The 22,519-nt window shown below is 47.7% G+C and carries 21 protein-coding genes, 4 tRNA genes and 1 pseudogene; 17 read left to right on the top strand and 9 right to left on the bottom strand.

The window, feature by feature from the left end:
* Positions 1-20: 20 nt before the first annotated feature.
* From kdsA to hemA, 6 genes and pseudogenes are all read right to left on the bottom strand, one after another.
* On the bottom strand, positions 21-869 hold the full coding sequence (gene kdsA / locus ACUJFK_RS05690) for a 3-deoxy-8-phosphooctulonate synthase (protein WP_226749697.1): 849 nt from the start codon (positions 867-869) through the stop codon (positions 21-23).
* Positions 870-892: 23 nt separating this feature from the next.
* Complete coding sequence (locus ACUJFK_RS05685) at positions 893-1,270, bottom strand: SirB2 family protein (protein WP_226749696.1); 378 nt, start codon at positions 1,268-1,270, stop codon at positions 893-895.
* 30 nt (positions 1,271-1,300) lie between these two features.
* Positions 1,301-2,866 (bottom strand): DUF3369 domain-containing protein, encoded by a 1,566-nt coding sequence (locus ACUJFK_RS05680; protein WP_226749695.1) that lies wholly within the window; start codon positions 2,864-2,866, stop codon positions 1,301-1,303.
* Between the two features lie 212 nt (positions 2,867-3,078).
* A complete protein-coding gene (prmC, locus tag ACUJFK_RS05675) occupies positions 3,079-3,906 on the bottom strand; it encodes a peptide chain release factor N(5)-glutamine methyltransferase (protein WP_306176982.1) in 828 nt (275 codons plus the stop codon).
* Positions 3,906-4,997, bottom strand: a complete 1,092-nt coding sequence (gene prfA / locus ACUJFK_RS05670; protein WP_226749693.1) for a peptide chain release factor 1 — start codon at positions 4,995-4,997, stop codon at positions 3,906-3,908. Before prfA ends, prmC begins: the two co-directional genes overlap by 1 nt.
* Before the next feature lie 18 nt (positions 4,998-5,015).
* Positions 5,016-6,264 (bottom strand): annotated as a pseudogene (hemA, locus tag ACUJFK_RS05665) (glutamyl-tRNA reductase).
* Between the two features lie 80 nt (positions 6,265-6,344).
* On the opposite strand from hemA, the gene lolB reads away from it, so the two are divergent.
* From lolB to ACUJFK_RS05615, 10 genes are all read left to right on the top strand, one after another.
* The gene (gene lolB, locus ACUJFK_RS05660) at positions 6,345-6,953 is read left to right on the top strand and encodes a lipoprotein insertase outer membrane protein LolB (protein WP_306176983.1); all 609 of its coding nucleotides are present in this window, start codon (positions 6,345-6,347) and stop codon (positions 6,951-6,953) included.
* Entirely contained in the window at positions 6,950-7,801 is an 852-nt protein-coding gene (gene ispE, locus ACUJFK_RS05655) for a 4-(cytidine 5'-diphospho)-2-C-methyl-D-erythritol kinase (RefSeq protein WP_306176984.1), read from the top strand. The genes lolB and ispE overlap by 4 nt, the downstream gene beginning before the upstream one ends.
* A gap of 206 nt (positions 7,802-8,007) precedes the next feature.
* Positions 8,008-8,952, top strand: coding sequence for a ribose-phosphate pyrophosphokinase (locus ACUJFK_RS05650; protein WP_226749689.1), 945 nt, complete (start codon positions 8,008-8,010; stop codon positions 8,950-8,952).
* Positions 8,953-9,224: 272 nt separating this feature from the next.
* A complete protein-coding gene (locus ACUJFK_RS05645; protein WP_226749688.1) occupies positions 9,225-9,830 on the top strand; it encodes a 50S ribosomal protein L25/general stress protein Ctc in 606 nt (201 codons plus the stop codon).
* Positions 9,830-10,432 carry an aminoacyl-tRNA hydrolase gene (pth, locus tag ACUJFK_RS05640; RefSeq protein ID WP_229585453.1) on the top strand — a complete coding sequence of 201 codons (603 nt, stop codon included), beginning with the start codon at positions 9,830-9,832 and terminating at the stop codon, positions 10,430-10,432. The genes ACUJFK_RS05645 and pth overlap by 1 nt, the downstream gene beginning before the upstream one ends.
* Before the next feature lie 47 nt (positions 10,433-10,479).
* Positions 10,480-11,571 carry a redox-regulated ATPase YchF gene (gene ychF / locus ACUJFK_RS05635; RefSeq protein ID WP_229585452.1) on the top strand — a complete coding sequence of 364 codons (1,092 nt, stop codon included), beginning with the start codon at positions 10,480-10,482 and terminating at the stop codon, positions 11,569-11,571.
* A 226-nt stretch (positions 11,572-11,797) separates the two neighbouring features.
* Positions 11,798-11,874 (top strand) — tRNA-Met (locus ACUJFK_RS05630).
* Between the two features lie 21 nt (positions 11,875-11,895).
* Positions 11,896-11,980: transfer RNA gene (locus ACUJFK_RS05625), tRNA-Leu, on the top strand.
* Between the two features lie 32 nt (positions 11,981-12,012).
* Positions 12,013-12,087 (top strand) — tRNA-Gln (locus tag ACUJFK_RS05620).
* A 21-nt stretch (positions 12,088-12,108) separates the two neighbouring features.
* Positions 12,109-12,183: transfer RNA gene (locus ACUJFK_RS05615), tRNA-Gln, on the top strand.
* Between the two features lie 539 nt (positions 12,184-12,722).
* Here ACUJFK_RS05615 and ACUJFK_RS05610 read toward each other — a convergent pair.
* Positions 12,723-13,892, bottom strand: coding sequence for an FAD-dependent monooxygenase (locus ACUJFK_RS05610; RefSeq protein WP_445426313.1), 1,170 nt, complete (start codon positions 13,890-13,892; stop codon positions 12,723-12,725).
* 214 nt (positions 13,893-14,106) lie between these two features.
* Between ACUJFK_RS05610 and aguB the strand changes: the two genes are divergently transcribed.
* The 4 genes from aguB (at position 14,107) to ACUJFK_RS05590 (ending at position 17,020) form a co-directional block, all read left to right on the top strand.
* Positions 14,107-14,994 (top strand): N-carbamoylputrescine amidase, encoded by an 888-nt coding sequence (aguB, locus tag ACUJFK_RS05605; protein ID WP_226749684.1) that lies wholly within the window; start codon positions 14,107-14,109, stop codon positions 14,992-14,994.
* The gene (aguA, locus tag ACUJFK_RS05600; RefSeq protein WP_445426312.1) at positions 14,991-16,103 is read left to right on the top strand and encodes an agmatine deiminase; all 1,113 of its coding nucleotides are present in this window, start codon (positions 14,991-14,993) and stop codon (positions 16,101-16,103) included. The genes aguB and aguA overlap by 4 nt, the downstream gene beginning before the upstream one ends.
* 128 nt (positions 16,104-16,231) lie before the next feature.
* A complete protein-coding gene (gene ppiC, locus ACUJFK_RS05595; protein WP_229585449.1) occupies positions 16,232-16,510 on the top strand; it encodes a peptidylprolyl isomerase PpiC in 279 nt (92 codons plus the stop codon).
* 33 nt (positions 16,511-16,543) lie between these two features.
* Positions 16,544-17,020 (top strand): GNAT family N-acetyltransferase, encoded by a 477-nt coding sequence (locus tag ACUJFK_RS05590; RefSeq protein WP_445426311.1) that lies wholly within the window; start codon positions 16,544-16,546, stop codon positions 17,018-17,020.
* A gap of 20 nt (positions 17,021-17,040) precedes the next feature.
* Here the strand turns inward: ACUJFK_RS05590 and ACUJFK_RS05585 are convergent, their stop codons facing one another.
* The gene (locus ACUJFK_RS05585) at positions 17,041-18,309 is read right to left on the bottom strand and encodes a DEAD/DEAH box helicase (protein ID WP_306176990.1); all 1,269 of its coding nucleotides are present in this window, start codon (positions 18,307-18,309) and stop codon (positions 17,041-17,043) included.
* Between the two features lie 55 nt (positions 18,310-18,364).
* On the opposite strand from ACUJFK_RS05585, the gene ACUJFK_RS05580 reads away from it, so the two are divergent.
* The 3 genes from ACUJFK_RS05580 to ACUJFK_RS05570 are packed head-to-tail and all read left to right on the top strand — an operon-like array spanning position 18,365 to position 20,883.
* On the top strand, positions 18,365-18,649 hold the full coding sequence (locus ACUJFK_RS05580; RefSeq protein WP_226749679.1) for a GIY-YIG nuclease family protein: 285 nt from the start codon (positions 18,365-18,367) through the stop codon (positions 18,647-18,649).
* Positions 18,649-19,551, top strand: coding sequence for an AEC family transporter (locus ACUJFK_RS05575; protein ID WP_226749678.1), 903 nt, complete (start codon positions 18,649-18,651; stop codon positions 19,549-19,551). Before ACUJFK_RS05580 ends, ACUJFK_RS05575 begins: the two co-directional genes overlap by 1 nt.
* A gap of 12 nt (positions 19,552-19,563) precedes the next feature.
* On the top strand, positions 19,564-20,883 hold the full coding sequence (locus tag ACUJFK_RS05570; RefSeq protein WP_226749677.1) for a mechanosensitive ion channel family protein: 1,320 nt from the start codon (positions 19,564-19,566) through the stop codon (positions 20,881-20,883).
* On the opposite strand, the gene pbp4b is transcribed toward ACUJFK_RS05570, so the two are convergent.
* Complete coding sequence (gene pbp4b / locus ACUJFK_RS05565; protein WP_445426310.1) at positions 20,878-22,512, bottom strand: penicillin binding protein PBP4B; 1,635 nt, start codon at positions 22,510-22,512, stop codon at positions 20,878-20,880. The two genes, ACUJFK_RS05570 and pbp4b, sit on opposite strands and share 6 nt — an antisense overlap.
* Positions 22,513-22,519 lie beyond the last annotated feature (7 nt).

The following is a 22,519-nucleotide window of genomic DNA, read 5'->3' as shown; positions in this document are numbered from 1 at the left end:
TAGCGCTTTGCTAACAACACTTAATTGGCTGAAGTATCCAGCACAGGAAAGCTTTTAACCAACTGATCTAACGCCTGCATTTGCGCCAGATAAGGCTCGAGCTTAGCCAATGGCAAAGCACAAGGGCCATCGCATTTAGCCAAATTAGGCTCAGGGTGTGCTTCAATAAACAACCCTGCTAAGCCTAAAGCCATACCCGAGCGAGCCAGTTGTGCCGCTTGGGCACGACGGCCATCCGCAGAGTCTTCACGGCCACCCGGTTTTTGTAAGGCATGGGTTGCATCAAAAATGACAGGCGCATACTGTTTCATTTCATCCATGCCCAGCATGTCGACAACCAGGTTATTGTAACCGAAGCTTGAGCCACGCTCGCAGAGGATCACTTGCTCATTTCCAGCTTCGGCAAACTTCTTCAGAATATGGCGCATTTCATGCGGCGCTAAAAACTGCGGTTTTTTCACATTAATGACCGCGCCCGTTTTCGCCATCGCCACCACTAAATCGGTTTGGCGGGCTAAAAAAGCAGGCAATTGGATCACGTCGACAACTTCTGCAACCGGCGCTGCTTGATGCGGCTCATGCACATCAGTAATCAGCGGCACATTAAACGTACGTTTAATCTCTTCGAAAATACGTAACCCTTCTTCTAACCCTGGACCACGGTAAGAGTGCACAGAAGAACGGTTCGCTTTATCAAACGACGCTTTAAACACATAAGGAATGCCCAATTTTGCACACACTTGCACGTAGTGCTCGGCAATACGCATGGCGAGATCGCGAGACTCTAATACATTCATGCCACCAAACAGCACAAAAGGTTTATCGTTGGCGACATCAATACCGGCAACATTAATCAGGTGGTTTTGCATAACAGATCCGTCAGGTTAGCTTATTAAAATGGAAGAAATATCGGCTGCTTGCTCAGGGCAACCCGGATCATTAAACCAAGCCAGCCCAATGCACCTAAAAACGATAACCAACGAATGGCGACAGTGCGGCCTTTTAAAGCAGAAAAACCTAAAGCGATGTAAGCAAACAGCGCGATAACTTTTTCGGTCAACCACGGATTAACAAAGGGATACTGGGCAATGGTGATCATTAACGCCGCCGCCGATAACAATAAAAAGGTATCAACCACATGGGGCGCTATTTTAAAGAATTTACGCTGCAACAGCGGCGAGTCTTTTAAACGCAAAGCAAAGCGAATAAATAGCAGTGATACACTTAACGCCACCATTAACAAATGAATATGCTTAAACGCCATATACATAAAAAACAACCTCTTGTGAATATCAATCAATTAAAGTGGCGCTACGTTACCACTATCTGGATATTTTTGCAGTACAGCTTCAAGCTTCGTTACAATCTGGTTAAAGGCCGCCACCATTTTAGGTTCAAACTGCCGATTAGCTTGCGCATTAATCTCTGCGATGACTTGCTGCAAATTCCAAGCGTCTTTGTAACAGCGACGATGCCTTAACGCATCATAAACATCGGCCAATGCCGCGATACGCGCAAACACATGGATCTCTTCTGCCTTTTTACCATCCGGGTAGCCCGAACCATCCCAACGCTCATGATGTTCACGTGCGATGATTGCGCCCGCCTGAATAATAGAGCGCTTCGAATCTTTGAGTATGTTAAAACCGATGTTGGTGTGTTGCTTCATAACGGACCATTGCTCAGGGGTGAGTTTGTCCGGTTTATTTAAAATTTCATCAGGGATCCCCGCTTTACCGACATCATGCAACGGCGCAGCATACATCAGTAATTCAGCATCCTCTTTGGCTAAACCATAGGCAATGGCTAATTCATAACAAATAAAGGCAATACGCCGCACGTGATTGCCGGTTTCCACCGAGCGCTGCTCAACAGCCTCACTTAACCGATAAACAATTTCACGCTGTGTATCTTCAACTTCGTGCTGTAATTGCACGTTTTCATAAGCAATTTGTACATTTTGAGCGAACAACTGCACCAGCTTTTGTTGGCTTTCGCTCATCGGGCCGGGTAAACCAGATACATATAATAAAGACCCGTGGGTAAATTTACTGCTGCAATACGCAACCAGATAATTATCTCGGTAAACAATAGCTTTAGAATTTAACGCTTGCTCGAAGGCATCAAGTAGGGGTTTATCTAGTACCTCTTGAATAGGTTGCCCTTCTTTTTGCTCAAATTCGCCTTGCCCAGCAAACACCACCAGCTCATGTGGGTCGCTCGCTTGTACATTACCTGCAACTAAAGAAGAACTGACCAATAAAGCGTCTTGATCACAGCCGAGCACTGAGGTCAGTTGTTGCAACACACCATCAATAAATTGTTCCATCGAGTGTGCAGAAAACAAATCGACGGAGGCATCCATGATTTTTTCTAAGCCTTGTCGACTCTGTTCGATGGAAATAATATCGCGGTAAGAGCGTAAGCTTGACATCATAACGGTAAATAACTTTTGTGCCGTCAACTCAGTTTTTGATTTGTAATCGTTGATATCATAATCCACTATTACCTGCCGCTCAGGGGCTTGTCCTGGCTGACCGGTACGTAAAATAATTCTTACAAATTGATTATTTAACTGCTCCCGAATATAGCGCGCGACTTGTAAGCCGGCATCATCGGTTTCCATTACAACATCAAGCAATACGATGGCAATATCCTGTTGTTCAGACATGATTTGTTGTGCTTCTGCGCCAGAGTAGGCACTGATAAACAATAATTTTTTTTGTTGAAAACTGAAGTCACTCAGTGCAAGACGCGTTACTACATGCACTTCAGACTCATCATCCACGATCAATACCTTCCAAGTACCATTGGATACTGTGGTTTCTAACTCTGGTTCATCTGCAAACAGAAATTGCTCAGACATCACTGAGGCTCCCTCCCAAAAAAACTTACCATGGTTATAGGCTGCTTTTCGTTGCAGGTCAAAATAATTGTATCCGATCGGCTTGAGTGTTGGGCATGATGATGGGAGCGCGCGCATACAAAAAAGCTAAACCACCAAATCGTGAAGAAAGCGGATAGTGAGCATTAAGTTTCTTTTGAAAGGAGTAGGGAGAATGCTCTGCTTACCGGTAGCTAATTAAGTTGACCGCCACTAATGCGCCAATGACCACCGTAGTCTTTCACCGAACTCACTTCCTCAAAACCCGCAGCAACTAACATCTGTCTTACCAGCGGCGCTTGTTCAAAGCCATGCTCAAGCCACAACCAACCGCCCGGGGTCAGATGCTGGGGAGCATTAGTGATGATATGTTGCAAATCGGCATAGCCCTGATCGGCGGCCACCAAAGCGCTCAAAGGTTCATAACGTAAGGCACAAAGATGCGGGTCCTCAGCTTCAATATAAGGGGGGTTACTCACAATTAATTGATATTGCTCTGCAGCAAGCTGGCTAAACCAACGGCTTTGTTGCACTTGCACGTGAGGTAACGTTAAAGCAGCCGCATTACGCTGTGCTAAGGCGACAGCCTCTGGCTGTAGGTCAACCGCCGTGATCTGCCAAGTCGGGCGCTCGCTTGCTAACGCTAAGGCAATAGCGCCCGTGCCGGTGCCTAAATCGAGCACCCGTGCATTAGCAGTTAAGGGTAATGTTAAAACATGCTCTACCAACACTTCGGTATCAGGTCGAGGGATCAGCGTACTAGGCGCTACGGCCAACTCTAAACCAAAAAAATGCCAGTAACCAAAAATATAGGCTAAGGGCTCACCCGCTAAACGCCGCTTTAACATACGCTCGAGCTCTTGCAGTTCAGTGGCACTTAACAGACGCTCTGGATAGGTATATAAAAAACTGCTGCTGCAGTTTAATACCCGACAGAGCAACAGCCGAGCTTCGTGTAGCGGGTTCTCAGAACAGCTTTGCAGCAACGCGGCGCTATGCTGCAACCAAGGCTGCAGCTGCATTAACGGTTTTCATCCGCTAACGCTGCTAATAAGTCAGCTTGGTGCTCTTGCTTCAATGGCTCAATCACCAAGCCTAATTCACCTTCCATCACTTCGTTTAAACGATAAATGGTTAAGTTAATTCGGTGGTCGGTTAAGCGGCCTTGTGGAAAGTTGTAAGTGCGAATGCGCTCTGAACGATCGCCACTGCCCACTAATGAACGGCGAGTGTCTTGCTCTGCTAAACGGCGCTTTTCATCTTCGGCCGCTTGAATACGAGATTGCAACACGCTCATTGCTCGGGCACGGTTTTTATGCTGCGAACGCTCATCCTGACACTCCACCACGATACCCGTTGGTAAGTGAGTGATCCGAATAGCGGAGTCAGTTCGGTTAACGTGCTGTCCACCGGCACCAGAAGCGCGGTAGGTATCCACCTTTAAATCAGCCGGATTGATTTCAATGGCTTCACTTTCTGGGATCTCCGGCATAATGGCTACAGTACAAGCGGAAGTATGCACCCGACCTTGCGATTCGGTTGCGGGTACGCGCTGCACACGATGGCCACCCGATTCAAATTTCAAGGTACCAAAGGCACCCTCACCTTGAATATGGGCGATAACTTCTTTAAAACCACCGTGCTCACCATCACTGGCACTGACCACTTCTAAGCGCCAGCGTTGTTTTTCAGCAAAACGGCTGTACATTCGAAACACATCACCGGCAAAAATGGCGGCTTCATCGCCACCGGCACCGGCGCGAATTTCTAAAAAGCAGCTATTGCTGTCGTTCGGATCTTTAGGTAGTAACAAAATTTGCAGTTCAGTATCAAGCGCTTCAATGCTGGCACGAGCAGATTTATACTCTTCTTGCGCCATTTCCCGCATCTCAGGATCGGGATCTTTTTGCATTTCTTCAGCCATTTGCAAATCGTCTTGCGCCTGACAATAGCTACGAAACGCTTTATTAAGATCTTCTAACTGACTAAATTCTTTTGATAATTCACGAAAACGTTTTTGATCGCTAATAACGCCTGCGTCACTTAGCAACGCTTGCACTTCTTCGTAGCGTTCTACTAAGGCTTCGAGCTTACGATATACCGACTCTTTCATTTTAACCTGTTAACCTGATTATAAATCGACTAAGACCTTAACCAACTCGGACGCGTCCGGTTGCTCGGATTGTAATAAATGACGAATGGCTTGCGTTGGGCTGTGCATTAAACGATTACTCAGTTTATTGGCCATTTCTTGCAGCACTTTTTTCGGGATCTTGCCCTGCGGCCAACTGGTTTTGCGCTCGGACAAGCAATTCTTGTTTCACGTGTTCACAACGCTGCCGATAATCACGCAGCCAATCGGCTTTATCCTGTAAAAGTAACCATTGCTGAAACTCGTTGGCGCCCGATTCGATCATCACCTCCGCTTGTGCAGCGGCATGTTGTCGATGGTTTAAATTTTGCGCCACAATGCTTTGTAAATCATCTACGGTGTAAAGGTAAGCATCTTCTAACTCAGACACCTGCTGCTCAATATCTCGCGGTACAGCTAAATCAACCAAGAACATCGGTTTGTGCTTACGCTGCCGTAACGCCTGCTCAACCATACCCTTGCCCACAATAGGTAAGGTACTGGCCGTTGAGGAAATCACAATATCCGCTTCAGCTAAACGAGATGGCACCTGCGCTAAGGTTAACACTTGGGCATTAAACTGCTTAGCCAAGTTTTCGGCTCGCTCATAGGTGCGATTCGCCACGCTTAATTTAGTTGCGCCCTGCTCAGACAAATGCCGCGCAACCAGTTCAATGGTTTCACCTGCGCCAATCAAAAGTACCCGCACATTATCTAACTTGCCAAAAATCTGTTTGGCCAGCGTAACGGCAGCAAAAGCAACCGATACCGCATTTGCGCCAATCTCTGTTTCGGTGCGTACGTCTTTAGCAACAGCAAAAGTCTTTTGAAATAGCCGCTCGAATAAGGGCTGGATCGTACCCGCTTGGCGCGATTGATTATAAGACTGCTTCACCTGCCCAAAAATTTGCGGCTCACCCAACACCAAAGAATCTAACCCTGCCGCCACGCGCATTAAATGCTGCACCGCTTGCTGATCTTGAAATAAGTAGAGATGTTGTTGTAAATCCGGTAACGACAATTGATGAAACTGTGCTAACCACTGCACCACTTGCTCGGCTTGTTCAGCACCACCGCTAAAATACAGCTCGGTACGATTACAGGTAGACAAAATCACTGCATCGACCAACTGCAGTTTCGCTGCCAATTGTTGCAAGGCCTCAGGCACCTGTTCGGGTGCAAAAGCCAGCTTTTCGCGCAGCGCAACTGGAGCCGTTTTGTGATTTATGCCTAGTGCAAAAATAGCCATCACCTGTATCATGGTTTCTGTAGGGGGCGAATTGTACGAAAAAGCCCAGGTTAATAAAAGCAAAAGCAAAGGACTTTAGTGTGTCATTACCGAATAGCCGATGGAGTATGTTAGTTTTTGTGGCTTTATTAAGCGCTTGTGGCCTAAAACCCAAGGCTCCACCCGCCGAGCCAGTGATGAACGCCGCGGCACGACAACAACAATTAAACGCCATGCAAAGTTTTACCGTACAAGCATCGATGGGCATTAAAGCGCCGAATGAATCGATCAGTGGTAATTTGCGATGGCAGCAAATGAATGCCAACGATTTTCAAGCTCGGCTGGCCAATATGCTCGGTATCAGTTTATTTGAACTGACCCAGCAAACAAACTTTTCAGAACTACTGGTTAAAGGCGAACGTTATCAGGCGGCAGATGCCAGCAGTTTGTTGTGGCAATTAGCCGGTTGGTCAATTCCGCTGCATGATATGCCGTTATGGCTGCGCGGCTTACCTGGCGCCAGTGCCACCGAGTTGCAATATGACGCTGCTGGACGCTTAACCCGCTTTACGTTACAAGATAGCACCGGTATTCGCTGGCAATTAACATATCGCAGCTTTTTTGCCGATGCGCTCTCGTTACCCAAGCAACTAGAATTAAGCAGCGACGATACACACATTCGCTTAGTGATCCGGAGCTGGCAACCATGAGTTTTTCGTTACCGGCAGTGGCCAAACTGAATTTATTTTTGCATATCACAGGCCGTCGCGCTGACGGTTACCATAATCTGCAAACGCTGTTTCAGATGCTTGATTTTGGTGACCGCTTACATTTCAAAGCAGACAACAGCGGTGAAATAACGCTAAGTTGTAGCGATCCTTCACTTAACGGTAGCGATAACTTAATTTATCGTGCGGCTCAACTGCTGAAACCTTTTGCGCCCGCTGCAGCGGGCTGTCAGCTTTATTTAGAAAAAAACTTACCCATGGGTGGCGGCTTAGGCGGCGGCTCATCTGATGCAGCAACGACCCTGCATGGTTTAAATAAGTTATGGCAATTAGGCCTGTCTACCCAGCAACTTGCCGAACTGGGTTTACGCTTAGGCGCAGATGTCCCTGTTTTTGTGCATGGCACAACTGCCTTTGCTGAGGGGGTTGGCGAGCGCTTACAAGCTGTCGAATTACCCGAAAAAATTTATCTCGTGGTGACACCTCATTGTCATATTAGTACGGCGGCTATTTTCAGCCACCCGCAATTAAAACGTGATACGCCTACCATGGTTTTGGCTGATTTAATGCAACGCAATTGGCAAAATGATTGCCAGCCTTTGGTCGAACAGCTGTATCCGATTGTTGCAATGACCTTACAGTGGTTGTTAGAATACGCCCCGTGTCGAATGACGGGTACTGGTGCAAGTGTGTTCGCCGAATTCCCGGACGCGGCCAGTGCTCAACATGCCCTAGCGAGTTTGCCTGCATCATGCAATGGCTTTATCGCAAGAGGGGTCAACCAGTCGCCATTATGGGCTGCGCTGACAGATACCGACTCTAACAGCTGATGTCACTAAACGTTAGTGTATTACTGAATAAGTTGCTAACACGATCATTACGTTATACGTTGCAGGCAACGCAGCCTGATGACAGTGTGCATGGACGTTACACGCCAACGTAATAATAGGTCGGTTTGACAATAATCTGGGTATACTTAACTTTTATGACGTTATAATGATTAAACCGGACTCACCACTGCCCTGAGGATCCTACCGTGCCCGACATGAAGGTTTTCGCTGGTAACGCCATACCAGATCTTGCCAACAAAATCGCCAGCCGTCTTTACATCAAACTGGGAGACGCCTCTGTTGGTCGCTTCAGTGATGGCGAAGTCAGTGTGCAAATCAACGAAAATGTACGCGGTTCAGACGTCTTTATTATCCAATCTACTTGTGCACCCACCAACGATAACTTGATGGAACTGATCGTGATGGTTGATGCATTACGTCGTGCCTCTGCCGGACGGATCACCGCCGTGATGCCTTACTTCGGTTATGCGCGTCAAGATCGCCGTGTACGTTCAGCTCGGGTTCCTATCACCGCGAAAGTGGTTGCCGATTTTCTGTCTAGCGTCGGTGTTGACCGTGTGCTGACGGTTGACTTACACGCTGAACAAATTCAAGGTTTCTTTGATGTGCCGGTGGATAACGTTTTTGCCAGTCCGGTTTTACTGGATGACATGCGCAAGAAAAATCTGCAATCACCGATCGTGGTATCACCTGATATCGGTGGTGTAGTCAGAGCGCGTGCCGTGGCTAAACTGTTAAATGACACTGATTTAGCGATTATCGACAAGCGCCGTCCGCGCGCGAACGTGTCGCAAGTGATGCATATTATTGGTGATGTACGAGATCGTGACTGTATTATCGTTGACGATATGATTGATACGGGCGGTACACTGTGTAAAGCAGCCGAAGCCTTAAAAGAGCAAGGTGCTAAACGTGTCTTTGCTTACGCGACGCATGCGGTATTTTCAGGTAATGCGCCTGAGATCATTACCAACTCGGTTATTGATGAACTCATTATTACCGATACCGTGCCGTTATCGGCTGCGATGAAAGCCATTCCCAAAGTACGTCAGCTAACCTTAAGTGATTTATTAGCCGAATGTATTCGTCGTATTAGCAACGAAGAGTCGATTTCATCGATGTTCGATTAAGCAGACGATTTCGATCATAAAGGCGCTTTAGGGCGCCTTTTGGTTTTTTTAAGCCTAATACGCCATGCTAAAAAGCCATTGAGCGTTTTATCCTTAGACGCTGAAAAATGATAAACAGCATATCAGATAGCGACACAGCCACAATGCTGCCAATTTGCATTTGCAGCTAACGGGGGCTGGTGGTAATATGTCGCGCCTTTTGTCATGCTACAAAAGGCAACAGGTTTCGGCTGGTCGCAAGCCGGGACAAATACTAATTATTGGAGTACATCATGTCTGATGCAATTTTTACATTAACCGCAGAAGTCCGTTCTGACCTGGGGAAAGGTGCGAGCCGCCGCCTACGTCACGAAGACAAAGTTCCAGCTATCATTTACGGTGGCAGCGTAGCCGCTCAATCAATCACTTTAGAGCACTCTAAACTGTTGAAAGCGCAAAGCGTTGAAGCCTTCTACTCTCACATCCTGACTATCAACGTCGCGGGTGAAGAAGTAAAAGCCATCGTTAAAGCCATGCAACGTCACCCGTTCAAGCCAAAAATCTTACACGTTGACTTCCAACGCGTAGAAGCTGGCCACGAGTTACACACTATTGTTCCTATCCACTTCATCAATGAAGAAGCCGGTGCGAAGAAAGGTGGTGTAGTTGTTCATGGTATGAACGAAGTTGAAATTGCCTGTTTACCACAGGATCTGCCAGAGTTCATCGAAGTAGATTTAAGCGATGTTGCAGTTGGCGTAACCTTACACTTAACTGATATCAAAGCACCTAAAGGTGTTACTTTTGTTCAGTTAACTAAAGGCGAAGGTCATGACCTGCCTGTAGTATCTGTAAACAAACCAGCTGGTAAAGCTGAAGAAGAAACACCTGCTGAGTAATGTCTGACGCTGTTCAGCCAAAGCTTCAGCTAATCGTGGGCCTGGGTAATCCAGGCCCCGAATATCAATATACCCGTCATAATGCGGGCGTGTGGTTTGTTGAGCAACTGGCTCGGACCTATCATGCGACCTTAAAACCCGAAGCTAAATTTTTCGGGCACACTGGCAAATTCATGCTTGCCGGCCAAGAATTCAAATTACTTATTCCATCGACCTATATGAACTTAAGCGGCAAAGCTGTTTTGGCCATGGCACAGTTTTATAAACTGTCACCAGAGCACATTCTGGTAGTACATGATGAGCTGGCGTTACCGCCCGGCACAGCCAAATTTAAGTTTGCCGGTGGACATGCGGGCCACAATGGTCTGCGCGATATCACAAGTAAGTTGGGTAATAACCCCAATTTTTATCGCTTGCGGCTTGGCATCGGCCATCCGGGGCACAAAGATCAGGTAACTGGTTTTGTTCTGGGTAAAGCGCCAAGCAGTGAACAATCACTGATTAATAGCTGCATCGATGAATCGGTTGCCTGTTTCGACCTGTTAGCTCGCGATGGCTTGGTAAAAGCTCAGCACCGTTTACACAGCTTTCAGGCTAGCTAAAATTTCGGAACACTCCCGTCGCTAATAGCACATTAAAGGATACACTCATGGGTTTCAAATGTGGCATCGTCGGTTTACCTAATGTTGGTAAATCCACCTTATTTAATGCTTTAACCAAAGCAGGCATCGAAGCCGCCAACTTTCCGTTCTGTACTATCGAACCGAATACCGGCGTGGTGCCAGTACCCGATTTACGCTTAGATAAACTGGCTGAAATCGTTAAACCGCAACGCGTATTACCCACGACCATGGAGTTTGTGGATATCGCAGGTTTAGTCAAGGGCGCTTCCCGTGGTGAAGGTTTAGGTAATAAATTTTTAGCAAACATTCGCGAAACTGACGCTATTGGTCATGTTGTGCGGTGTTTCGACGATGAAAACATTATTCACGTTGCTGGTAAAATTGATCCGGCCGATGACATTGAAACCATTAACATGGAATTAGTGCTATCTGATATGGACAGCGCTGATCGCGCCATTTTTCGTGTTCAAAAGAAAGCAAAAGGCGGCGATAAAGACGCTAAAGCAGAAATCCAGGTTTTAGAAAAAGTGAAGGCGCATTTAGAACAGGGTCATACCCTGCGCCAGCTTGAGTTAGAAAAAGAAGAAAAGGCGCTGATTGCCTACATGAACTTTTTAACGATCAAGCCCACCATGTATATTGCTAACGTGATGGAAGATGGTTTCGAGAATAACCCTTACTTAGATATCGTTACTGCGATCGCTGAGAAAGAAGGTGCCATCGTGGTACCGGTATGCGCCGCTATCGAATCGGAAATTGCGGAGTTAGACGAAGAAGAGCGCAATGAGTTTATGGCCGACATGGGTTTAGAAGAGCCTGGCTTAAACCGGGTGATCCGTGGTGGTTACTCTTTGCTAAGCTTACATACTTATTTTACTGCCGGTGTTAAAGAAGTACGTGCTTGGACTGTCGCAATTGGTGCCACTGCGCCACAAGCTGCTGGCGTGATCCACACTGACTTTGAAAAAGGCTTTATCCGCGCTGAAGTGGTCGCTTATGACGACTTCGTACAATACAACGGTGAAGCGGGCGCGAAAGAAGCCGGTAAATGGCGTCTTGAAGGTAAAGATTACATTGTAAAAGATGGCGATGTTATGCATTTCCGTTTTAACGTTTAAGCCTCGCGGTTAAACGCTCGATACCAAGCCGGACCACGTGTCCGGCTTTTTGCTGTTGATCATTCTCGAGAACTATCTCATACTTAAATTTACTGTTTAGTTTTTACTCGCTCTGAACATAAATTCGGCAAATACACTGCAACTGGTATAATATCGAAAAAAAACGGTTGACGCTCATAAGTGAGATCAGCATAATACGCGCCACTTGCTTAGGACAAGTTATAGTGGCTACATAGCTCAGCTGGTTAGAGCACAGCACTCATAATGCTGGGGTCGCAGGTTCGATTCCCGCTGTAGCCACCACTTCCTACTCTACTGTTGTATGCGGGAATGGCGGAATTGGTAGACGCACTGGATTTAGGTTCCAGCGCCGCGAGGCGTGAGAGTTCGAGTCTCTCTTTCCGCACCATAATAGGGTGCAAGTAAGTAAAAAGTTGTTGTAGGGGCGTAGCCAAGCGGTAAGGCAGTGGGTTTTGATCCCGCCATGCGTTGGTTCGAATCCAGCCGCCCCTGCCATTAACTCTTTACCATCCCAGTAGGGGCGTAGCCAAGCGGTAAGGCAGCGGGTTTTGATCCCGCCATGCGTTGGTTCGAATCCAGCCGCCCCTGCCATCATTCAGAAAACCCGACCTCGTGTCGGGTTTTCGCTTTTCTAATCATTAATCAAATACAACGCTTTAGCTACAGCACGTCTCATCCAGCGGCCTACGCTGCGTCTTACTTCCTTTGATCTTCAGCAAACTTGATCGCCAAGCGATACGACTAAAACCCTGAGTTGCGGTAGCATTTTCGAAACAGCAGCACGAATGCTGCTTGCAACCTGGCTACATAGATTTAGTAAAATGATCGCCTGTAAGCAGCAGAAACAGGACGAGGTGGTAAACGCATAGTACACTTTGAAAGAGGGCGTGTTTTTCATGGATGAAAAACAGGAGCCCCCATGGATGGGTTTACGGCGTCCCTCGTTAAAGTTGTACGACGCGTTTAGCCACTGGATGCATTAATATCGAACCTGCTCACACTCAATTCTAAAAACAGTTTAAAAATAAGCAACATGCCGTAAATTGGTCGGCATATTAAGCCGCATAATGTACCAATCTAAAACCTACAGAAAATAGTCATAGCAGAAGCAGATAAGACTTAAGGATTACTCAAAACACCCCATTACCCACAGCGTACTTTGTTAGTAGGCGTTTAGCGAGCCCCGCGTTAGCGGCCAGCCTAAGCCCCTGCTGGCGAATAAAGCTCAGCGAATCCGAATCACGGCTAAAAGTTTGATAAATCGCATCCATCGCACTCATCATCAAAGTATTTTGCAGCTTACGCTGCCGCTGATACTGCTTTAAACTGGCATTATCGGCCAGATCGCGACCAGCTTGTTGATTCTCAATTAACGTATCAGCCAATAACATCGCATCGGCAAAACCGAGGTTTACCCCCTGCCCCGCCAACGGATTAATAGTATGGGCCGCATCACCGGCTAACACGCAGCGCCCTTTAACGTAATGCTGCGCATGCATTCGTGCCAACGGAAACCACGCGGAAGCTTTCAGCTTTACCGCGCCCAACTCTGCCGGAAAGGCGGTTATAAACGCGTGCTCTAGCGCCGCTGGCGCAAGCTGTGCTAGCTGTTTTACCTTGGCCGCTTCGTCATACCAAACCAAAGACGCGCGTGCACCGGGTAAAGGTAAAAATGCCCGTGGGCCACTGGGGTAAAACTGCTGCCACGTTATATCCTGTTGCGGATAAGGCGTATCAACATAGGCCACTAAACACGCTTGTTGATATTGCCAACCCTGAGTACCAATGCCGGCATATTGCCGCACCACAGAATTTGCGCCGTCGGCACCAATGAGTAATGCGCCCGATAGCTGCTGCCCATCTGCCAATGTGACCTGCACCGCTGTATCGTTTTCTTGTACCGCGCTGATTTGCGTATCGGTGATCACCGTCACGTGGCGGTTAAATTGTTGCCATAACGCCAGCTGAACCAAGTTATTCTCAACAATATGCCCTAAATGGTCCTCGGCAATGTCTGCAGCAGCAAAACGCACCGAGGCTTTCGCTTCGCCTGCTTGTAAATACTGATAAGGACACAGCCGCATAGCGCCTAACGCTTGCCAAGCCCCTAATTGCTGCAACCAACGCTCTGAGCGTAAATTTAATGACGACACGCGCAAATCGATCTCGCTTTGTGCGGCGAATGGCGCTGGGGCATGCTTTTCAATTAAACTGACCGTCAGCCCGGCCTGACTTAAAGCCAACGCCAGCGCGGCACCGACCATGCCACCACCACTAATAATGATATCTGTATTCTGCATCTGTGTTGCCTTGTACCGCTGCCTAAAAACGACAGGTAATTTAGTGCGAATTTTGCTAAGGTTAACAACAAATTTCCGGTAGGTAACCTGCGCTTAGAAAATAACCGGAAAAAACATTGACGAGTGCCGAAAAATGCGGCATTTTGCGCGCCCCTTTGTACGGTGGCTCGAACTTGTTGGCTTAGTTTGGTAACGATTGAATTGGAGATGGCCCATGCGAAATGTAACTGTTGCTGCAACCCAAATGCAGGGTGGCTGGAATGTGGAAGAAAATATTGCTCGAGCAGATAAGCTGGTGCGTGAAGCGGCAGCCCAAGGCGCGCAAATAATTCTGATCCAAGAGCTGTTTGAACGTAACTATTTTTGCCAGAAGCAAAAGCCTGACTACTTAGCATTTGCAGTCCCCGTCGCTGAAAATGCCGCGGTAAAACACTTTGCCAAGGTGGCTAAAGAGCTGGCGGTCGTGTTACCGATCAGCATTTATGAACGTGCCGGTAACTGCTTATACAACACCGTGGTGATGTTAGACGCGGATGGCAGCAATATGGGCATTTATCGTAAAAGTCATATTCCCGATGGTCCAGGCTACAGCGAAAAGTACTATTTCACGCCAGGCGATACCGGTTTTAAAGTGTGGGATACTCAATATGCTAAAGTCGGCGTGGGTATTTGTTGGGATCAATGGTTCCCAGAATGCGCGCGTAGCATGGCATTAATGGGCGCAGAACTGATTTTCTACCCCACCGCTATCGGTAGCGAACCGCATGATGCCACTATCAGCTCACGTGATCACTGGCAGCGTACGCAACAAGGCCATGCCGCTGCTAACTTAACACCGGTTATCGTATCTAACCGTATCGGTACTGAAACCGAAGGCGATTTTTCTATTACGTTCTATGGCAGCTCCTTTATTGCTGACCATACCGGTGCCAAGGTGAAAGAGGCTAATGAAACCGAAGAAACGGTACTAGTACATACCTTTGATTTAGACGAAGTGGCGGCAACGCGTCGCGCTTGGGGTGTATTCCGTGATCGCCGCATTGATATCTACGATGCGTTACTGACCAAAGATGGCAAAATCAATCCGGAGAACAGCAAGTGAGCCGGACCTTAACCAGCACACCACAGCAAGATGGCTTTAGTATGCCGCCTGAATGGGCACCGCATAAACAAACCTGGATGGTTTGGCCAGAGCGTACCGACAGCTGGCGTTTAGGCGCTAAACCGGCGCAGGCTGCTTTTGTTACTGTAATCAAAGCCATTGCCGGGTTTGAACCGGTCAGCGTTGGCGTGTCTGCTGCCCAGTATGCCAATGCCTATGCGCAATTAAGCCAAGCAGAAACTAAATACCCGATCCGTGTGTTGGAAATTTCTAATAATGACGCTTGGTGTCGTGATACCGGCCCCACCTTTGTCACCAATGGCAAAGGTGAAGTTCGTGGCGTCGATTGGACCTTCAACGCCTGGGGTGGCTTAAATGGCGGTTTGTACTTCCCTTGGGATCGCGATGATCAAGTCGCCAGTAAGATCTTAGGTATCGAGCAACTGCCCCGCTATCGCACCGAAGGCTTTGTGTTAGAAGGCGGTGCGATCCATGTTGATGGTGAAGGCACGCTGCTGACTACCGCAGAGTGCTTACTGAATGCTAACCGTAACGCACATTTAAGCCGTGAGCAGATTGAACAGCAATTAGCAGAACATCTGAATATTAGTAAGGTGTTATGGCTTGAAGACGGCATCTTTAATGATGAAACCGATGGCCATGTTGATAATATGGCCTGTTTTGTTAAGCCGGGTGAAGTGCTGTTAGCTTGGACAGATGATCAGTCTGATCCACAGTATGCTCGTAGCAAAGCCGCACTAGACTATCTAGAAGCCAGTACCGATGCCAAAGGCCGCAAAATCAAGGTGCATAAACTGCCCGTGCCAGCGCCTATCATGGCCAAAGCCGAGGAATATGCGTCAGTCGATCAGTCGATGGCCGCCATTCCACGTGAAGCCAACGCCCGTTTAGCCGGCTCTTACATCAATTTCTATTTATGTAATGGCGGTTTGATCCTGCCAACCTTTGATGATCCCAATGATCAGGTTGCCGCAGAAATATTGCAGACACTTTTCCCTCTGCACAAAGTGGTGACGGTACCCGGCAGAGAAATTCTGCTCGGTGGCGGCAATATCCACTGCATTACTCAGCAGCAACCAGCCGGTTAATGACCGCGTTGGCGAAAAGGTGTTGTCGTTGAGCCAAGCAAAGGGGTGGTAATCATCACCCCTTAGTTTTTACAGCAAACGTCAACAAGCCCTAAACGCTTTAGCTTATTTTGCAAGGAACCTCTGCCATGGCCAAAGCCTGTGCCTTACATATTTTAGTGAAAACCCGCGAACAAGCAGAGAAGTTAAAAAGACAGCTGGATAAAGGTGCTGACTTTAGCAAACTGGCCAAGCAACATTCGTTATGCCCATCTGGTAAAAAAGGCGGCGACTTGGGTGAGTTTCGTAAAGGGCAAATGGTCAAACCCTTTGACGATGCGGTATTTAAAGGGCCGGTACTCGCCGTGTTAGGGCCGGTAAAAACCCAATTTGGTTTTCATTTAATTAAAACCCTGTATCGCGATTAAACTCAAAGGCTCAGGCTTTGCCAAGGAGTACCCATGCAATTAATACCGGCCACTAGCACACATCTGCCAGAGTTAATGAGCTGGTTTAATAGCGAAGCCGAATTAATCAGCTGGGCGGGCCCGGGTTTTCGTTTTCCTTTTAATGCTGAGAGCTTTGCGCAAGATCTTAAGTTAGAAAGCCTGTCGTCTTGCCTGTTACAAGCTGACGATGGCCAAATATTGGGGTTTGGCCAATATTCCTTGCAACACGGTCATGCGCATCTGAGTCGGTTGGTGATTCATCCACGGTTTCGTGGCTATGGTTTTATTCAGATTTTACTTGGGAAATTACAACGGCAAGCAAGCTTAACACTCAGCACAGCGAGCGCGTCGCTGTTTGTATTTCGCAGCAACGCTGCTGCGATCCGAGCTTATCAACAGGCCGGTTTTGTAGAGCAGTTACATCCGCAAGGCGAGTTACATCAGCTTTGGAGCTATATGGTTCGCCCTGCTAACGCCGTAGCGTCTTAAACCCAGTTTTGTGGCTCAGTTTAAGCTTTACCCAACGCTTTGGCTCTTAATTTCGCTTTAACCTTACCTGCCGATGGCCGTTTTGCGCCATCTTGACGCCCTTGGCGCTGACCAGGCTTACCCGGTAAATGATCAGCCGGCGGCACAAAACTGGGGTCATGTTCATAGCCTGGCAACACTTTCGCTGGCAGTACTTGTTGTGTCAGTTTTTCAATTTCTTGCAAAGCCCCACGCTCTTCTGGGCCAATCAAAGTAATGGCTTCGCCACTTAAACCGGCTCGGCCAGTACGACCAATGCGATGCACATAATCTTCCGCAATTTGTGGTAAATCATAATTCACCACATAAGGTAGCTCGTTAATATCTAAACCGCGCGCAGCAATATCGGTCGCCACCAAAACACGCACCTTACCTTGCTTAAAATCATCTAAGGCTCGCTGTCTGGCTCCTTGCGCTTTATCACCGTGGATAGCCGCAGTGTTTAAACCGTCTTTTTGTAACTGCTTTGCCAGTCGGTCTGCACCATGTTTCGTGCGCACAAAAATCAAAACTTGCTGCCAATTACGCGCACCAATCAGGTGTGAAATCATTTCGCGCTTGCGATGCCGATCAACTAAATACACTTGTTGCGCCACCCGATCAGCGGTGGCATTGGCCGTAGCTACTTCAATTTGGATGGGATTGTTTAACAGCTCATCTGCCAGCTGTTTAATGTCTTTAGAATAGGTTGCCGAAAATAGCAGGGTTTGTCGTTTAGCCGGTAGCTTGGCCATAATGCGTTTGATGTCGACTACAAAGCCCATATCCAACATGCGATCAGCTTCGTCTAATACCAGCACTTCTAGCTCGCTCAGATCAACTGTTTCTTGATGTAAATGATCAATCAAACGCCCCGGCGTTGCGACCAGAATATCCAGGCCAAGTTCAGCTTCATCATATTGCGGCCGAATCGACACCCCGCCATAGAACACGGCACTGCGACAGCTTAAATACCGACTGTAGGTTTGCACACTTTCGAACACTTGCTGCGCCAATTCACGGGTGGGGGTTAATACCAACACGCGCACTTGCGCGGGGCGTAAGACCTTAGGTGCATTGAGAAGCTGTTGCAGCAGTGGTAAGGTAAATGCCGCTGTTTTCCCGGTGCCGGTTTGGGCGCCCGCGAGCACATCTTTACCTTGTAAAATCGGTGGAATACTTTCTTGCTGTACCGGTGTTGGGCTAGCATAGCCCTGTTCAGCTAAAGCGCGTAAAATAGGCTCAGCCAGAGCCAGAGATTGAAACACCATGTGTAATTCCAGAAATCAAAACAGCTAACATCTAAATGATGTGTGAGTATAGCAGATGAGCGCTTTACAAGATATTGCCACACCTAGCCCTGCTTGGGTGCTGTATATGGTACGCACTGCGGCTGGACAGCTGTATACGGGTATCACCGTTGATCCGCAGCGACGCATGCGCCAACACGCTGGTGAAATTAAAGGGGGCGCCAAAGCGCTGCGCGGTAAAGGCCCCCTAACACTGGTTTATCAACGTCGCTATTCGGATCGCGCCAGTGCCAGTCAGGCAGAATACCAGTTAAAACAACTGAGCAAAGCTGAAAAAGAGCAGTTAATTAGCGAGCAATAATGGATAATTTTTATTTAGTTTTAGCCTATCTAGTCATCGGCTTTTTATTACGGCGCCAGCCCGCCATGCCGCAAAATAGCGGCATCGTTCTGAATATTTACGTGCTTTACGTGGCGTTGCCTGCGTTGATCCTGAAAAATATTAAGTTATTAGAATTCTCGTTTTCACTGCTCATCCCAGCCATCACGCCCTGGTTGCTTTTGCTTGTTGTGGTGGCATTGGTTTTACTGCTCAGTAAATTCTTTAACTGGTCGCGTGAAGTGACAGGCGCATTGTTAATCATTCTTCCGCTGGGTAATACTTCGTTCTTAGGCTTTCCGATGACCGAAGCCTTATTCGGCAACGTCGCCATGCCCTATGCGGTGGTCTATGATCAAATTGGCTCTTTTATTGCGCTAGCAACCTATGTCACCATCGTTGCGGCGATCTACAGCCCAACAATGAACAAGCCTAGCGCGAAAGCCATTATCTGGAAAATCATCAGTTTTCCCTCGTTTATAGCTCTGATGGTAGGGTTACTGATTCGTGATATAACGCTGCCACCACTGGCTATTACTTTAGTCGATAATTTGGCCGCGACGCTGGTGCCGGTAGTGATGATAGCGGTAGGTTTTCAGCTAAGCTTTCGTTTTAACAAAGATGAGATCGTGCCGTTACTCAGTGCCTTAGTGATAAAGTTAGCGGTGATGCCACTGAGCGCATGGTTAATTTGGCGGGCGCTGGGGCAAGAGGGGTTGGCGGTGACCATCAGTATTTTTCAAGCGGCAATGCCGCCGATGATCTCGGCCGGTGCTATTGCCATTATGGCCGGTTTAGCACCTAGGTTAGTAAGTGGCGTTATCGGTTTTGGTATTCTCTCTGGTCTGGTAAGCTTACCTATAGTCTTTTGGCTATTACAATAATTCGAGGAAGACATGGACTGGGAAACGTTATACACAGAGGTGCTGACCATCATTCAGCAAAAAGAAAATTGGTATCAACTCGTTGCACTTAGCCTAGCGTTACTTATTGCCTCTTTCAGTAATCAACGCCTACAACGGGCGCTAGAAAAACATCAATTACAAGGTGCTAAGTTGCGGCATCTGGCCATTCGCAGTTTACAGCGTTTACTGTGGCCGTTAATCGCCTTACTGGTGTTAATTCCCATTAAAGCCGCCTTTGTACAACAAGAACTGCCGATGACATTGTTAGGGTTCGCTACGCCTATCCTACTGGCATTGGCCATGATCCGCTTTTGTATTTATCTGCTACGTAAAGCGTTCTCGGTAAGCCCTTTACTTAAGTCATCCGAAAACGTGTTATCGGTGCTGATCTGGTTAGCCGTTGTATTACATTTAGTCGGCTGGTTACCTGCCGTCATTGCGATGCTGGATAGTTTTGCAATCACTGTCGGTGAAAGCCGTATCTCTGTGCTATCGGTAATGAAACTGCTGTTTATGATTGCCTTAGCCTTTACCTTAGCGCTTTGGCTCTCCACACTAATTACCAATAAATTGGAACGTACACATTCTATTAGCCCGAGTATGCGGGTTGGATTTGCTAAGTTCACCAAGTTTTTCTTAATTACAGTGGCGTTTTTAGTCGCGTTAAATGCCGTAGGCATTAACCTTAGCTCACTGGCAGTATTTGGTGGTGCTCTGGGTGTTGGTTTAGGTTTTGGTTTACAGCGGATTGCCTCTAACTTTATCAGCGGCTTTATTTTGGTACTCGATCGCTCGATTAAACCCGGCGATATTATCTCGGTAGGCGACAAATTTGGTTGGGTAGAACAACTTAATGCTCGCTATTTGGTAGTGCGTAACCGTGAAGGTGTCGATACCTTAATCCCGAACGAAAACATGATCACCAACGAGGTGATTAACTGGAGCTATGCTGATCCATTCGTGCGCGTAGTCATTAAAGTGCAAATTAGTTACGACGACGATCCAGAGCAAGCCATGGCCCTTATGCTCGAATGCGCCCAAGCCTCCGCTCGGGTATTAACGGAACCCGCCCCAACTGTCCGTTTAATGGAGTTTGCCGATAGCGGCATTGAACTGCAATTACGCGTGTGGATTGCTGATATGGAAAATGGCACGGCTGCGGTGAAATCGGATATTAACGTGGCCATTTGGCGCATCTTTAAAGCCAATAATATTACTATTCCGTATCCACAGCGTGATTTACACATTAAAAGCTGGCCGAGTAAACCGCGCTCAGACCATCTGCCCAGTGATATTAGCGATGAGCTATAACTGCAAGGCTTGATAAATCATCGTCATAATACTGCCGTAGCGGCCGGTTTCAAACCGGTCGCCACTAAAGTAATAACCCTCACCGTCGGCCACTATCGGGCTGTGTTTTTTATTGGTCAGTAGCACCACCATGAGATTATGCGCTGGATCGATCACCGTTGCGGTTCCGGTCCAGCCGGTATGGCCGTAAGCATATTGACTGGCATAAGCACCGAAGTGCCATGCTAAATCACCTTGTACTGCGGTACGCCAACCCAGCGCATATTGATGATCATAAGGAGAGGCTGCCACAAACTGCTGTATCGTCGCTTGATCAAAGAAGCGTTGCCAACCATAACCACCACCTTGTAATGCCACAGACATCAACACCGATAAATCGGCCGCGGTGCTAAACAAACCGGCATGCCCAGCGACACCTTGAAAAGAATAAAAAGCTTTTTCGTCATGCACTTCGCCCCGCAGCACCCCTTGGCGATTGGCAGGAAAACTGACACGACCACCGCGGCTATTGCCTTGTAACTCGGTTGCGGCAATCTGTGTTACTGCCACACCGTGCTGCAACGGATTAAACAACGTATCAGCCAAACCTAACGGCTGATAAAATTGCTGCCTTACAAACACATCTAAAGGCTGTGCGCTTATTTTCTCAATCAGCATACCAAGCAACATATAATCGACATCGCTGTACACCGACTGCACGCCACGCTCAGTCGCAAAGGGAACTTGCGTTAAAATTAAGTGCTCGGTATGCGCTTTGTTTAGCGAATAAAACGCAGGGCCGTGTCGGTTGTCAGGGCGAAAAAAATGCACCTCAGGCGGATAACCGGCAATATGATACAGCAAATCGCTGACCAGACGCTGCTCACGGCCACTGCCCTGATAATTTGGTAAATAATGCTGAATGGGTTTTGTCACATCTAACTTGCCTTGGCTAACCAGCTGCATCAAGGCATAGTTAGTGGCATACATTTTAGTATTCGAGGCGATATCAAACAGCGTGTAGCGCTGCATGGGCTCGGGCTTTGAGACACTACGGCCATCATCGGCATAACGCTGGCTATAACCATAGGCACTGTGTTTAATCACCACACCATCTTTAACCACCAACAAGACGGCTCCCGGAAACCCCTCGGCAACCTCCGTCTCGATTAACTGATCTATCGGCTGAAACGCCAAGGCATATTGCTGTAAATCGGTGCGTAACGTAGGAAATGGCAAGCTCAGTTTGACTTCAGCTGAAGCAGGAACGCTGCTGAGATAACGCAGACGGTTTTCACCATTGCGGGTATAACGTGATACATCAATCTTTACCGGTCGACCATTAGCCGGGCGTTGCACCCGAATCAGTTGTTGATTAACTTGCAACAACAACTCAGTGGCTTGCTGCAAATCAATCAGTATTTCGCCCTGCCCAGCATAAGCTAAAAAACTGCGGGTGTTATTAAGCTTACTGCGCTCACTGCGCTGCTCTGGCCAGGTAAGTTGTAACTGGCCATGCCCTTCGGCTAAGGCCAGTTGCTCCGCCGGGGTTAACGGCAAAGGTGCGGCAAAACGTGACCAACCAAACAGACTGCATCCTGCCAGCAGGCACAAACTTAAACTTAACAGCAAGGTGCGCAGTGACAGCATCGGTTCA

Source organism: Alishewanella sp. HL-SH06, assembly GCF_052656265.1.
This window is presented reverse-complemented; position numbering and strand designations above follow the sequence as displayed.

Excerpts from the sequence above, each read along its gene's own strand:
- kdsA (WP_226749697.1), bottom strand. The coding sequence starts at position 869 with ATGCAAAACCACCTGATTAATGTTGCCGGTATTGATGTCGCCAACGAT.
- ACUJFK_RS05685 (WP_226749696.1), bottom strand. The coding sequence starts at position 1,270 with ATGTATATGGCGTTTAAGCATATTCATTTGTTAATGGTGGCGTTAAGT.
- ACUJFK_RS05680 (WP_226749695.1), bottom strand. The coding sequence starts at position 2,866 with ATGTCTGAGCAATTTCTGTTTGCAGATGAACCAGAGTTAGAAACCACA.
- prmC (WP_306176982.1), bottom strand. The coding sequence starts at position 3,906 with ATGCAGCTGCAGCCTTGGTTGCAGCATAGCGCCGCGTTGCTGCAAAGC.
- prfA (WP_226749693.1), bottom strand. The coding sequence starts at position 4,997 with ATGAAAGAGTCGGTATATCGTAAGCTCGAAGCCTTAGTAGAACGCTAC.
- ispE (WP_306176984.1), top strand. The coding sequence starts at position 6,950 with ATGAGTTTTTCGTTACCGGCAGTGGCCAAACTGAATTTATTTTTGCAT.
- ACUJFK_RS05645 (WP_226749688.1), top strand. The coding sequence starts at position 9,225 with ATGTCTGATGCAATTTTTACATTAACCGCAGAAGTCCGTTCTGACCTG.
- pth (WP_229585453.1), top strand. The coding sequence starts at position 9,830 with ATGTCTGACGCTGTTCAGCCAAAGCTTCAGCTAATCGTGGGCCTGGGT.
- ychF (WP_229585452.1), top strand. The coding sequence starts at position 10,480 with ATGGGTTTCAAATGTGGCATCGTCGGTTTACCTAATGTTGGTAAATCC.
- ACUJFK_RS05610 (WP_445426313.1), bottom strand. The coding sequence starts at position 13,892 with ATGCAGAATACAGATATCATTATTAGTGGTGGTGGCATGGTCGGTGCC.
- aguB (WP_226749684.1), top strand. The coding sequence starts at position 14,107 with ATGCGAAATGTAACTGTTGCTGCAACCCAAATGCAGGGTGGCTGGAAT.
- ppiC (WP_229585449.1), top strand. The coding sequence starts at position 16,232 with ATGGCCAAAGCCTGTGCCTTACATATTTTAGTGAAAACCCGCGAACAA.
- ACUJFK_RS05590 (WP_445426311.1), top strand. The coding sequence starts at position 16,544 with ATGCAATTAATACCGGCCACTAGCACACATCTGCCAGAGTTAATGAGC.
- ACUJFK_RS05585 (WP_306176990.1), bottom strand. The coding sequence starts at position 18,309 with ATGGTGTTTCAATCTCTGGCTCTGGCTGAGCCTATTTTACGCGCTTTA.
- ACUJFK_RS05580 (WP_226749679.1), top strand. The coding sequence starts at position 18,365 with ATGAGCGCTTTACAAGATATTGCCACACCTAGCCCTGCTTGGGTGCTG.
- ACUJFK_RS05575 (WP_226749678.1), top strand. The coding sequence starts at position 18,649 with ATGGATAATTTTTATTTAGTTTTAGCCTATCTAGTCATCGGCTTTTTA.
- ACUJFK_RS05570 (WP_226749677.1), top strand. The coding sequence starts at position 19,564 with ATGGACTGGGAAACGTTATACACAGAGGTGCTGACCATCATTCAGCAA.
- pbp4b (WP_445426310.1), bottom strand. The coding sequence starts at position 22,512 with ATGCTGTCACTGCGCACCTTGCTGTTAAGTTTAAGTTTGTGCCTGCTG.